This window comes from Vibrio sp. THAF190c (assembly GCF_009363355.1).
In the GTDB taxonomy this organism is placed as follows: Bacteria; Pseudomonadota; Gammaproteobacteria; order Enterobacterales; family Vibrionaceae; genus Vibrio; species Vibrio fortis_A.
Window position 1 is genome coordinate 2,447,175 of record NZ_CP045338.1, and the last position, 12,772, is coordinate 2,459,946.

General features: G+C 44.4%; 10 protein-coding genes. 5 read left to right on the top strand and 5 right to left on the bottom strand.

Going from position 1 to position 12,772, the window contains the following annotated elements; translation table 11 throughout:
• Positions 1-426: 426 nt before the first annotated feature.
• Both ligA and zipA read right to left on the bottom strand, forming a co-directional pair.
• A complete protein-coding gene (gene ligA, locus FIV04_RS10855) occupies positions 427-2,439 on the bottom strand; it encodes an NAD-dependent DNA ligase LigA (protein WP_152469128.1) in 2,013 nt (670 codons plus the stop codon).
• 90 nt (positions 2,440-2,529) lie between these two features.
• Positions 2,530-3,546, bottom strand: coding sequence for a cell division protein ZipA (gene zipA, locus FIV04_RS10860; protein ID WP_152469129.1), 1,017 nt, complete (start codon positions 3,544-3,546; stop codon positions 2,530-2,532).
• Positions 3,547-3,779: 233 nt separating this feature from the next.
• On the opposite strand from zipA, the gene cysZ reads away from it, so the two are divergent.
• The 5 genes from cysZ (at position 3,780) to crr (ending at position 8,768) form a co-directional block, all read left to right on the top strand.
• The gene (gene cysZ, locus FIV04_RS10865; RefSeq protein WP_032551818.1) at positions 3,780-4,535 is read left to right on the top strand and encodes a sulfate transporter CysZ; all 756 of its coding nucleotides are present in this window, start codon (positions 3,780-3,782) and stop codon (positions 4,533-4,535) included.
• Positions 4,536-4,762: 227 nt separating this feature from the next.
• Positions 4,763-5,731: a cysteine synthase A gene (gene cysK / locus FIV04_RS10870; RefSeq protein ID WP_032551817.1), complete on the top strand. Its 969-nt coding sequence runs from the start codon at positions 4,763-4,765 to the stop codon at positions 5,729-5,731.
• A gap of 300 nt (positions 5,732-6,031) precedes the next feature.
• Complete coding sequence (locus tag FIV04_RS10880) at positions 6,032-6,289, top strand: HPr family phosphocarrier protein (protein ID WP_032552209.1); 258 nt, start codon at positions 6,032-6,034, stop codon at positions 6,287-6,289.
• A gap of 138 nt (positions 6,290-6,427) precedes the next feature.
• Positions 6,428-8,152 (top strand): phosphoenolpyruvate-protein phosphotransferase PtsI, encoded by a 1,725-nt coding sequence (gene ptsI, locus FIV04_RS10885; RefSeq protein ID WP_152469130.1) that lies wholly within the window; start codon positions 6,428-6,430, stop codon positions 8,150-8,152.
• 106 nt (positions 8,153-8,258) lie between these two features.
• Positions 8,259-8,768, top strand: a complete 510-nt coding sequence (crr, locus tag FIV04_RS10890) for a PTS glucose transporter subunit IIA (protein ID WP_032551815.1) — start codon at positions 8,259-8,261, stop codon at positions 8,766-8,768.
• A gap of 69 nt (positions 8,769-8,837) precedes the next feature.
• Here crr and FIV04_RS10895 read toward each other — a convergent pair whose 3' ends face one another.
• The 3 genes from FIV04_RS10895 to FIV04_RS10905 form a co-directional block, all read right to left on the bottom strand.
• A complete protein-coding gene (locus FIV04_RS10895) occupies positions 8,838-9,965 on the bottom strand; it encodes a flagellin (RefSeq protein WP_152469131.1) in 1,128 nt (375 codons plus the stop codon).
• A 187-nt stretch (positions 9,966-10,152) separates the two neighbouring features.
• Positions 10,153-11,286 carry a flagellin gene (locus tag FIV04_RS10900; RefSeq protein ID WP_150871420.1) on the bottom strand — a complete coding sequence of 378 codons (1,134 nt, stop codon included), beginning with the start codon at positions 11,284-11,286 and terminating at the stop codon, positions 10,153-10,155.
• 236 nt (positions 11,287-11,522) lie between these two features.
• Complete coding sequence (locus tag FIV04_RS10905; RefSeq protein ID WP_152469132.1) at positions 11,523-12,656, bottom strand: flagellin; 1,134 nt, start codon at positions 12,654-12,656, stop codon at positions 11,523-11,525.
• Positions 12,657-12,772: the final 116 nt, after the last annotated feature.

Genomic DNA, 12,772 nt, shown 5'->3' on the forward strand with positions numbered 1-12,772 from the left:
AACCGCCCGAGGCTCTTTTTCCTTACTGGGTATACACTGCGTGCATCCATGTCACTAAGACTAACTTTGCCCTTAAAAAGATCAATGAGAACTTAATTTTCATCTAAAAAAATATGAGTTGGTGCAAATTTATCTATGACTTAGTGATCCTGATCGACAAAATCCAAACTATTAAGAAAACAAAAACAAAAACAAACCAAATCAATAGCTTAGTTTAAATCTCACTTTATAAAAAGTGATATCACTCGCAAATAAACAAGCGACAGAACGGTATTTTATTATTATTGAGCAAGCTCACAGTCCCAAAATCAGACTTAATATAGCTACAAATTTTTCTTCAGATAAAAAGAGCAAAACTTAGTGTCCGCATACAAAAAAGGCACTCCACATTGGGAGTGCCTTTTAGCTTTTTTTAGAGCAGGTTAATTATGAAAGTAGGTCAATTAAGTCTTGCTCATTTCTTATTTCGATACCCAAATCTTGTGCCTTAGTGAGCTTAGAACCTGCCGCTTCACCAGCAAATAGAATGTCTGTTTTCTTAGAAACGCTGCCTGTTACTTTTGCACCCAGTGCTTGTAGCGCTGCTTTAGCTTCGCTGCGTCCTAATTGAGAGAGGGAACCTGTCAAAACTACCGTCTTACCTTCAAGTGGTAGTGACTGCCCTTCTACAGGCGCTTCTATTGCTGGCCAAATGAGCCCTAGCTCTAGAAGTTCATCAACTACTTCACGGTTCTTCTCTTGGGAGAAGAAGCTGGTAATGTGACTAGCAACAATATCACCGATATCTTGCACTTCTACGAGTTGTTCGTGAGTCGCAGTCTGAACCATATCAAGCGACTTAAAGTGCTGAGCAAGGTTCATTGCCGTTGCCTCACCAACCTCTCTAATACCCAGAGAGTACAAGAAACGAGCTAGCGTCGTTTCTTTCGCTTTGGTCAATGCATTCACCACGTTCTGAGCTGATTTCGGCCCCATGCGGTCTAGCACAGTTAAGACACCAGCACTTAACTTAAAGAGATCAGCTGGGGTTTCAACCATTTCACGGTCAACCAACTGCTCAATCACTTTCTCGCCCAAGCCGTCAACATCCAGTGCTTTACGCGAAACAAAGTGCTTGAGCGCTTCTTTACGTTGCGCCTGACACACTAGTCCGCCTGTACAACGAGCCACAGCTTCACCCTCTACACGTTCGACAGCAGAGCTACACACAGGGCAAGCTTCAGGGAAAACAATCTCTTTTGCAGTCTCAGGGCGACGCTCCGCCACTACAGCAACAATTTGAGGGATCACATCACCGGCACGGCGAATAATCACACTGTCCCCGACCATAACGCCTAAACGTTCTATTTCATCAGCGTTATGCAGAGTCGCATTACTTACCGTTACACCGCCAACAAACACAGGCTCCAGTTTCGCTACTGGTGTAATTGCACCCGTTCGACCGACTTGGAACTCTACGTCGTTAAGTAACGTGATCTCTTCTTGTGCCGGGAATTTGTAAGCTATCGCCCAGCGCGGAGCTCGAGCAACAAAGCCTAGAACCTCTTGAGCCGCAATATTATCAACTTTGATCACTACGCCGTCGATCTCATAAGCTAACGCGTCGCGGCGAGCCATAATGTCTTGGTAGTACGCTTTAACGTCATTTAATGAGCTCAGTTGCTTTGTCTCTGGGCACATAGGTAAGCCCCAGCTCTTCAACTGAAGAAAACGTTGGTAGTGGCTACCTGAAAGCTCTGCACCTTCAACAACGCCAACGCTATAAGCATAAAACGCTAACGGACGCTTAGCCGTAATACGAGAGTCTAACTGACGTAGGCTACCTGCCGCGGCGTTACGAGGGTTTACAAAAACCTTTTCGCCTTTCTTCAGTGCTTGTTCATTCAGTTTGTCGAATCCCGCTTTCGGCATAAAGACTTCGCCACGCACCTCAATACGTGTCGGCCATCCCTCACCTTGAAGCTTGAGTGGAATTGAGCTAATGGTACGAACGTTTTCAGTGATGTTCTCACCGGTTGTACCATCACCACGAGTGGCTGCTTGAACAAGCGTGCCATTTTCATAAAGAAGACTCACCGCTAATCCATCTAGCTTTGGCTCACAACAGAATGTTGTTAAGTCAGCCAGAGGAGCGCGATCAGACATACGCTTGTTAAATGCGTCTAAATCTTCATCAGAGAAAGCATTGTCTAAAGAGAGCATCGGAATTTCATGGGTCACTTGGGTAAAGCCATCCAACGGTGCTCCACCAACACGCTGACTTGGCGAGTCAACGGTGACCAGTTCTGGATTTTCTTGCTCAATCTTCAGCAGTTGCTGCATTAATCGATCATATTCTGCGTCAGGGATCTCTGGGCTATCCTCAACGTAATAGCGAACGGCATGATAGTGCAGAGTCTCTTTTAACTGCTCTAAAGTACTTTGAATGGATTCTTTCATATCATTCTCTGTCAGATTGAAATATCAAAAAGGGCCCCATCAGGAGCCCTTTCTATCATTATAGATTAACTGTAAGGCTTACATTGTCTACTAAGCGCTTTGATTAGCCATAAAGTCTCGAATTTGTTTGCGGTAATCAGACAAGCGGTTTGGCGTCATCAGGTTTCTTGACTCATCCAATACGTTACCGCCCAAATCGTCAGCAATTTGTTGTGCTGCGCTCAACATAACATTGAAGTTCTGATCAGCCTGACCGTAACAAGGCAGCGTCATAAAGAACGAAATGCCTTTGGTTGTGAAGTCTGCAGGGTTGTCGTGTTCTAACGTACCTGGCTGCATCATGTTCGCAACACTAAAGATCACCTTCGGTGTCTCTGCCGCTTCAGCGAAGCAGTGGTAAATAGACATCTCACCATAGGTTAGTCCATTGTTTTCCATACTGCGGAAAAGCTCAGTACCTACAAACGGCGTTTCACCGGCACAGTGTACATTCAGTACAATCACTTCTAAGCCCAAGTCATCTTCTTGTGCTTCTTGAGGTGCAACTGCTGCCGCTTCAACGGTTGGGGTGGTGTCTTCTTGTTGCAAATTCTGTTGAACAGGCTGAGTGTCAGACTCAGGCTCTTGCGACATAGCGCCGTAATGCTCTTTAAAGTCAGCGTGGCTCTCTTTTTGCTCTTCGGTTAACTCAAAGCTTGGGACAGCTGGCTCAGCGGGTGCCTCTGTTTGAAATTCTGGCTCTGCTTTAACAGGAGTCTCAACACTGAAAGATGGTAGATCGTTGAGCTCAAGATCCTCTTGCTCACTTTTCGCCGATGGGCTTGAAGTCAACGGATCTGAATCAATCAATGGGTCTGCATTTGTTGGTGATACAGCAAAGTCCGGTTCTTTACGCTCTTTACGAATGATCTCGAAGTCGTCTTCTGGCGCAAAAGAGCGCTCTGGCATAGCGCCCACGTCATCTAAGCTGTCGTTGTCGAGCTTGCCAAGTGGCTTATCACCAAATTTGGCTTTCCCTTCTTTTTTACTCGTCCACAATCCGTGGAACAATAATGCGGCGATCGCTAATGCGCCAACAATAATGAGTACAAATCGCAATTCCTGCATTTTTCGCTCTCAGCTTTCATAGTCACCCTGAGTTTTCAGGTCGCTATATCAGTTAGGTTAATTTGACCAATCTCACTACTCTATCAAAAGTAGCTACTGTTTTAGAACAACTTAATACAATAAGTTCCTCAGTTGATGTGATTTTCACCACGCTTTTTTTCTTAATATCGGTCGAGTACACTATAGGTGTTTGCTATTTAACCAACTCCCCTTATGTGAGCTGATATTCTAATATGACTAATTTATCGATTCCTCGCTCTGGCTTCGGCTATTTCATTTTCGGCGCTAAAATCGCTCTTTCTCCAAGTATCCGTAAATTCGTACTGATGCCTTTATTAGCTAACGTATTGTTGGTTGGTGGCGCGTTGTTTTACATCTTTTCTAACCTCAATACTTGGATTGATGGCTGGTTAGAAGGCCTTCCTAGCTTTCTCACTTGGTTGACTTATGTTTTGTGGCCACTGCTGGCGCTGACCATTCTTGCCACCTTCTCATACTTCTTTAGTACCTTAGCGAATTTCATCGCCGCCCCATTTAACGGCTTACTATCAGAGAAAGTAGAAGAACTTTTAACGGGCAAAAAAGTGAATGACGATGGCTTAATGGACGTGGTTAAAGATACGCCGCGTATCCTGGCTCGTGAATGGCGTAAGCTGGTTTACACACTACCAAAAGCAATCGGGCTTTTCTTATTGCTGCTGATCCCAGCTCTTGGTCAAACTGTCGCGCCGTTTTTGTGGTTCATTTTTACAGCGTGGATGCTGGCAATTCAATACGCAGATTACCCGTTTGATAACCACAAAATCAGCTTTGATGATATGAGAAGTTCATTGAAACAAAAGCAAGGTAAGAGCTATGGATTTGGAGCATTGGTTTCTATTTTCACAACCATTCCAATCCTTAATCTAATTGTTGTACCTGTAGCAGTATGTGGCGCCACTGCTATGTGGGTATCAGAACACAAAGGGCAATTTACCCACCTTCGCTAACCTCTTCTATTATTAGCAGAACTCTCGCCCATTTCGTTGAATCACTGATTTCTATCAAAATGGGCGTGCATTCTGCTACATATCTATATGATATAACTTTTTAATCCTTTTACCTTTTTTTCAACTTGTTTAATCTAAATTCAAGTTAAACAAACATTGAAATAAACGGGACGACTAAGTCATTGATATGCCGCGTTTAGTTCTGTCATCAAATGAAGGAATATTCCATGAGCAAGATTTACGAAGATAACTCCCTTACGATCGGTAACACACCACTGGTTCGTTTGAACAAAGTAAGTAAAGGTAATGTACTAGCGAAAGTGGAGGCTCGTAACCCAAGCTTCAGCGTTAAGTGTCGTATCGGCGCGAACATGATCTGGGAAGCTGAAAAAGCTGGCACTCTTAAGCCAGGCGTAGAGCTTGTAGAACCAACAAGTGGTAACACTGGTGTGGCACTTGCTTTCGTTGCAGCAGCTCGTGGTTACAAACTAACGCTAACTATGCCTGAGTCGATGAGTCTAGAGCGTCGTAAGCTACTTAAAGCACTAGGTGCCAACCTTGAGCTAACAGAAGCGGCTAAAGGCATGAAAGGCGCGATCGCAAAAGCAGAAGAAATTGTTGCAAGCGATCCAGAGAAGTACCTACTTCTTCAACAATTCAACAACCCTGCAAACCCAGAAATTCACGAGAAGACTACTGGTCCTGAAATCTGGGAAGCGACTGACGGTGAGATCGATGTATTTGTAGCGGGTGTTGGTACTGGCGGTACGATTACGGGTACAAGCCGTTACATTAAAGGTGAGAAAGGCAAAGCAATTACTTCTGTAGCGGTTGAGCCAGCAGAATCTCCAGTGATTGCCCAAGCGCTTGCAGGCGATGAAATTCAGCCAGCACCACACAAAATCCAAGGTATCGGCGCAGGTTTCATCCCTGGTAACCTTGATTTAGAGCTTGTAGACCGTGTTGAGTCGGTGACTTCAGAAGAAGCAATTGAAATGGCACAACGCCTGATGGCTGAAGAAGGCATCCTAGCTGGTATCTCTTCTGGTGCAGCAGTAGTTGCAGCAAACCGTCTAGCGGAACTACCTGAATTTGCTGGGAAAACAATTGTTACAGTTTTACCAAGCTCAGGTGAACGATACCTCAGCACAGCCCTGTTTGCCGGCATTTTTACCGACAAAGAGAACCAACAGTAATATGTGGTCAAATCAATATTTGGTCTAAAAAAGCCCCTAATTGGGGCTTTTTTGTTGATCCCTGCCTCACCTTTGGTAATATCACCCCTGTTTTATTTTTCGCTTCAAAATAAAAGAAGCAATAAACCAGATTCTGAAAGTCGTGAGTTCTCACAAAAGAGCACCATGGCTGGATAAAATTTTAACCAAACTGTTCAAACACGAACATGGCGTACTACACTCTGGCGCATGCATGTCAAAGAAGTTAAGCTAAACTTGGTTATAAACTTTACAAATAATAAATTAATTGGGGTATATAAAATGTACGAGAAGCAAGTAGAAATCACAGCAGAAAACGGTCTTCACACTCGTCCAGCTGCACAGTTCGTTAAAGAAGCAAAATCTTTCGACGCAGACATCACTGTGACTTCTAACGGTAAAAGCGCAAGCGCTAAGAGCCTATTCAAACTACAAACTCTAGGCCTAGTTAAAGGTACTGTAGTTTCTATTTCTGCTGAAGGCCCACAAGCTCAGCAAGCTGTAGACCACCTAGTTGCTCTAATGGACCAACTACACTAATTCGGTCTCCTTCTTTCAAAGCCATTTTGCCCTGCAAAGTGGCTTTGTTCGAAATAGAACAGAATAAGCTCGGCATAACGCCAAGCGGAAAAAGTCACACACTCTCCCGTTTACAGTTGACCAACTTAAGGTAAAGCTATGATTTCAGGTATCCTAGCATCTCCTGGTATTGCTATCGGTAAAGCACTACTACTTCAAGAAGATGAAATCGTTCTAAACACTAACACTATCACTGATGACCAAGTTGAAGCAGAAGTTCAGCGTTTCTTTGACGCACGTAACAAATCTGCAGCTCAACTAGAAGTTGTTAAGCAAAAAGCGCTTGAGACTTTCGGTGAAGAAAAAGAGGCGATCTTTGAAGGTCACATCATGCTTCTTGAAGATGAAGAGCTAGAGGAAGAAATCCTAGCACTCATCAAGAACGACAAGATGCACGCTGATAACGCAATCCACACGGTTATCGAAGAGCAAGCATCTGCACTTGAGTCACTAGACGACGAATACCTAAAAGAACGTGCAACTGATATCCGTGATATCGGTACTCGTTTTGTTAAAAATGCACTAGACATCAATATCGTCTCTCTAAGCGATATCAATGAAGAAGTTATCCTAGCAGCATACGACCTAACGCCATCTGAAACTGCACAAATCAACCTAGACTACGTACTAGGCTTCGCTTGTGACATCGGCGGTCGTACATCTCACACATCTATCATGGCGCGTTCACTAGAGCTTCCTGCTATCGTTGGTACTAACGATATCACTAAGAAAGTGAAGAACGGCGACATGCTTATTCTTGATGCGATGAATAACAAGATTGTTATCAACCCATCAGAAGCTGAGCTTGAAGAAGCAAAAGCAGTTAAAGCTGCATTCCTAGCTGAAAAAGAAGAGCTAGCAAAACTTAAAGATCTACACGCAGAAACTCTAGACGGTCACCGTGTAGAAGTTTGCGGTAACATCGGTACCGTTAAAGACTGTGACGGCATCATCCGTAACGGTGGTGAAGGCGTTGGTCTGTACCGTACTGAGTTCCTATTCATGGACCGTGATGCACTTCCTACTGAAGAAGAGCAGTACCAAGCGTACAAAGAGGTTGCAGAAGCAATGAACGGTGAGTCAGTGATCATCCGTACTATGGATATCGGTGGCGACAAAGATCTGCCATACATGGATCTTCCAGAAGAGATGAACCCGTTCCTAGGCTGGCGTGCAGTACGTATCAGCTTAGATCGTCGCGAAATCCTACGTGACCAACTACGCGGTATCCTTCGTGCATCTGCGCACGGTAAACTTCGCATCATGTTCCCAATGATCATCTCTGTTGAAGAGATCCGTGAACTGAAGAAAGCTATCGAAGAGTACAAAGCTGAGCTTCGCGCTGAAGGCCTAGCATTCGATGAAGAGATTGAAATCGGTGTAATGGTTGAAACTCCAGCTGCGGCAGCTATCGCGCACCATCTAGCGAAGGAAGTTGCTTTCTTCTCTATCGGTACTAACGACCTAACTCAGTACACACTTGCTGTAGACCGTGGTAACGAGATGATTTCTCACCTTTACAACCCACTGTCTCCTGCTGTTCTAACAGTAATCAAGCAGGTTATCGATGCATCTCACGCTGAAGGTAAGTGGACTGGTATGTGTGGTGAGCTTGCTGGTGATGAGCGTGCAACACTGCTTCTACTAGGTATGGGGCTAGATGAGTTCTCTATGAGCGGTATCTCTATCCCTAAAGTGAAGAAAGTTATCCGTAACTCTAACTTCGCAGAAGTTAAAGCAATGGCTGATGAAGCACTTTCTCTACCAACTGCTGAGGAAATCCAAGCAGTAGTAGAAAAGTTCATCGCTGAGAAAACTCAGTAATCACCAATGGCTTAATATGGTTAGACGACTAAAAAAAGTCGTCTAATTTGCTAGATTGGTATAGTATATTCTACAGAATAAAACTAAACGTTAGGAGCATGACACAATGGGTCTGTTTGACAAACTTAAGAAGCTAGTATCTGATGACAGCGCTGACGCTGGTGCAATCGAAATCATCGCACCTCTATCTGGTGAAATCGTAAATATCGAAGACGTGCCAGATGTTGTTTTCGCTGAGAAAATCGTTGGTGACGGCATCGCGATCAAACCAGCTGGCGACAAAATGGTAGCTCCAGTTAACGGTACTATCGGTAAGATCTTCGAAACTAACCACGCATTCTCTATCGAGTCTGACGACGGTGTTGAGCTATTCGTTCACTTTGGTATCGATACTGTTGAACTTAAAGGCGAAGGCTTCACTCGCGTAGCAGAAGAAGGCCAAACTGTTAAAGCTGGTGACACTATCATCACTTTCGACCTAGCGCTTCTAGAAGAAAAAGCAAAATCAACTCTTACTCCAGTTGTTATCTCTAACATGGACGAAATCAAAGAGCTGAACAAACTTGCTGGTTCTGTAACTGTAGGTGAAACTCCAGTTCTGAAAGTGACTAAGTAATCTTTACTTAGCATTTCAAAAGTTCAAAAAGCGCAGCCTCACGGCTGCGTTTTTTGTTGTCTGGAAAAATTAACCTAATAAAGAAAGAGCAGTACCCGTATTTTGATTCGCTTGTGCGAGCAGTGTTGACGTGGCACGTTCAAGCATCTGAGATTTGGTCAGCTCTGTCGTGAGCTTAGCGTAATCGGTATCTTTGATTTGCCCCTCTGAATCAGCAATACGATGAAAGGTATTGTTGAGGCTATTCATAGTGCGGCTGACTCCGTTCTGGAAACCACCGATTTCACTACGATGCCCGTCTACATAATTCAATGAGGCATCAATCACCGCAACACCAAGCTGCGCTCCACCGACGGTTGTCATGTCCACATCATCTAACGATATCGCCTGAGTATCACCAAAATCAAACTCATTCGCGGCACTACCCGAGACTTCAAAGCCTTGAGGAGAGTCAGCATAAGCAGCGAACAACTGAAGCTGGTGTTCTTCGTTTACCGATGCTCTAACCACACCCTGCTGCCCGTTAATATAGGTGGCTACCTGATAGATATCATCGCCCTCTTTAAGCTTAAAATCGAGCGCCTGTGACTCATCATTGCTATCTTGATAGCTGATACTTAAACCTTGATCATTAGAAGAGACTTGCCAATTCTCATCAACGTCACTATTTGCTTCTGTAAACTGCCCTCCCATCTGTGGGATATTGGTGTACATGCTCTTAAGCGTGAGCGAGACCGCATTCGAATCAGGGCCAAGATTGAAGTTACGCTTTCCAAAAGAGCCATCAAATAGCTCATCCCCTGCAAAGGTCGTTGAGGATGCAATACGATCAAGATCATTGATCAGCATCTCCGATTCGATCTGGATACTTTCGCGCTCATCCCGACTCAATGCACCATTGGACGCCTGTAATCCAAGATCACGGAGTTTTTGGAGCATATTAGTACTTTCGTGCAGCGCGCCTTCGGCAGTTTGTGCAATAGAATCAGCATTAGTCGCATTCGACAAGGCAGCATCAATCCCTCGAGTTTGGGCTTTGAGTCGATTGGCTATTTGAAGACCTGCGGCATCGTCGCTACCCGCGTTGATACGCGAGCCGGATTGCAGTTTTGATTGTGCATCAACGGCTTGGCTTTGAGCTTCACCAAGATGTCGCTGAGCAATAGAGGAAGATATATTGGTTTGTATCGATACCATTTAGTTGTATTCCATTTAGCTAGGTTTACCCCAACTCACCATTTGTGTCGTTCCTTCAACACCAATTGCATACATCTGAATGATACAACCTACACCATCAATACAATTAATCATTCGGTAAATTTTACTCATAAAAAGAAAGCTAGGTGTTTGACCACCTAGCTTTCGGTTTCAATTTTATTTCTAATTAGCCAAGTAGGCTAAGTGCTGAGTTCGGTGCTTGCTTCGCTTGAGCAAGAATCGAGCTAGACGCTTGAGAAAGAATTTGCGACTTAGTCATTTGCGTCGTTTCTTTCGCGAAGTCTGTGTCTTTAATACGGCTCTTAGATGCATTCACGTTTTCGTTGATGTTATCTAAGTTGTTGATAGCATGGTCGAAGCGGTTCTGGAATGCACCCAGCTCTGCACGGTGGCTATCTACGTACTTCAGTGCAGCATCGATGATAGCAACAGATTCTTGTGCGCCACCTACCGACGTTACGTCAATAGTATCAACCGTTACTTCTTTACCACCTTGAATGCCAAGCTCACCTGCAAGACCACCAGAGAAGTCTACGTTGCCGTCTACTTTATTGTTACCTGCGAACATTTGTAGCTTGCCATCTTCAGTTACAGACGCTTTTACAGAGTCTTGTTGACCGTTGATGTAAGTTGCTAGCTCTTCGATGTCGTCGCCTGCTTTTGCATTGATGTCGATTTCTTGAGCTTGACCAAAGTTATCTGTGAACGTCATTTTTAGGTCGTTAGAGCCTGCTTGTACGTTCCAGTTCTTGTCTTTAGCGCTTTCAGTTTGGTAGCTCTTACCACCCATTTGAGCGTTGTCTGAACGCATGTCTTTCAGCTCAAGCATTACGGCTTCACCGTTGTCTGCACCGATTTGGAAAGACTTAGTGCCGTGTGTACCGTTCAGAAGCTTGTTACCACCAAAAGAGGTAGTTTCTGCGATACGGTTAAGTTCGTCGTTTAGTGCTGTTACTTCTTCTTGAATCGCTACACGCTCAGACTTAGAGTTTGAACCGTTTGCAGATTGTAGAGAAAGGTCACGCATACGTTGCAGGATGTTTGTTGTCTCGTTCATTGCACCTTCAGCAGTTTGTGCAATCGAGATACCGTCGTTCGCGTTACGTACTGCTACGTCTAGGCCGCGGCTTTGTACGTTCAAACGGTTAGAGATTTGTAGGCCCGCAGCGTCATCTTTTGCGCTGTTGATTTTAGAGCCAGAAGCTAGACGCTCCATAGAAGTCTGTTGAGCGCTGTTTGCGTTGTTTAGGTAACGTTGCGCAGTCATCGCTGAAACGTTGGTATTTACATTCACTGCCATGGTGATTTCTCCAATTGATTTTCCGGTGTTGCGGTTTCCGACGTCTCGGAAAACCAAGTAGTTCTCTCAAAGTTACTTTTAATAGCGGCGCTAAATCTGAAACCTTTAGAGAAAAAATGAGAAAATTCAGAAATAAATTCGGTTGAATGAAAAAACGTGATTGGTGGGGTAAATATAAGAAAAAAGGAGAAAAAAACACTAAAGTTGTCAGGAGTGTTGCCGAGAGACGTGGCAATTTACCCCAGCAGAGTTAACGCCAAATTAGGCGCCTGTTTGGCTTGAGCAAGAATAGTGGTGCTCACCTGCTGCAAGATTTGCTGCTTGAGCATCTGCGTAGTTTCTTTGGCGTAATCGGTATCTTTAATACGGCTGTTTGAGGTCGCCAAATTCTCATGCACGTTTTGCAGGTTATTAATCGCGTGATCAAATCGATTCTGCATCGCACCCAGCTCTGAGCGATGGCTATCTACATATTTCATCGCTGTATCAAGAATAGATACCGCTCGTTGCGCTCCACCAGCGCTAGTTACATCAATATCATTGACCGATTCATAGCGACCTGATGACATGGATAACTCATCCGCTAGAGAACCTGAAAAGGAGATTGTTCCTGACGTTTGCTCGCCCGCCATGTAGATTTGTAGCTGCCCATCTTCATTGACCGATGCAGATACTTGGTCTGTTTGGCCGTTGATATAGGTCGCAAGCTGCTCAATACCATCACCCGCCTTAGCATTGATCGAGATGGATTGAGATTGCCCAAAACGATCGGTAAACGACATATTGAACTTAGTATTACCTGAACTCACCGCCCAACTCTTATCAGCCATACCATTAGCAACATAGCTAAAGCCGCCCATGTCGATACCATCTGTTCGCATACTTTTTAGGCCTACTTGTACCGCCTCACCAGAACTACCACCTATTTGGAAAGCGGTATTCCCAAAACTCCCATTCAATAGCTTCTTGCCACCAAATGAAGTCGTTTCGGCAATTCGGTTCAGCTCGTCATTAAGGGCAGTAATCTCTTCCTGAATAGCAATTCGCTCAGATTTACTGTTCGAACCATTCGCTGACTGCAAAGAAAGATCACGCATGCGTTGCATGATATTGGTGGTCTCATTCATCGCACCCTCTGCGGTCTGCATAATAGAGATACCGTCGTTAGCGTTTCTAACCGCAACGTCAATACCGCTCATTTGCGCTTCAAGTCGATTTGAGATTTGTAGACCGGCAGCATCATCCTTAGCGCTATTAATACGGTTACCTGAAGCCAGTCGCTCCAAAGATTGATTCAGCATGTTGCTGGCATTAGAGAGATTTCTCTGAGCCACCAGTGCTGAAACATTGGTATTTACCGTAATAGCCATAGATGTTCGCTTATCCGTTGGGAGGTAATAAAGTCAATCGTTGCTTCTATATCGACCAACTTTGCCAACTCTTTAATCAAAAAAAGAGGCATAACGCCCCTTTTTGTATTTATTTA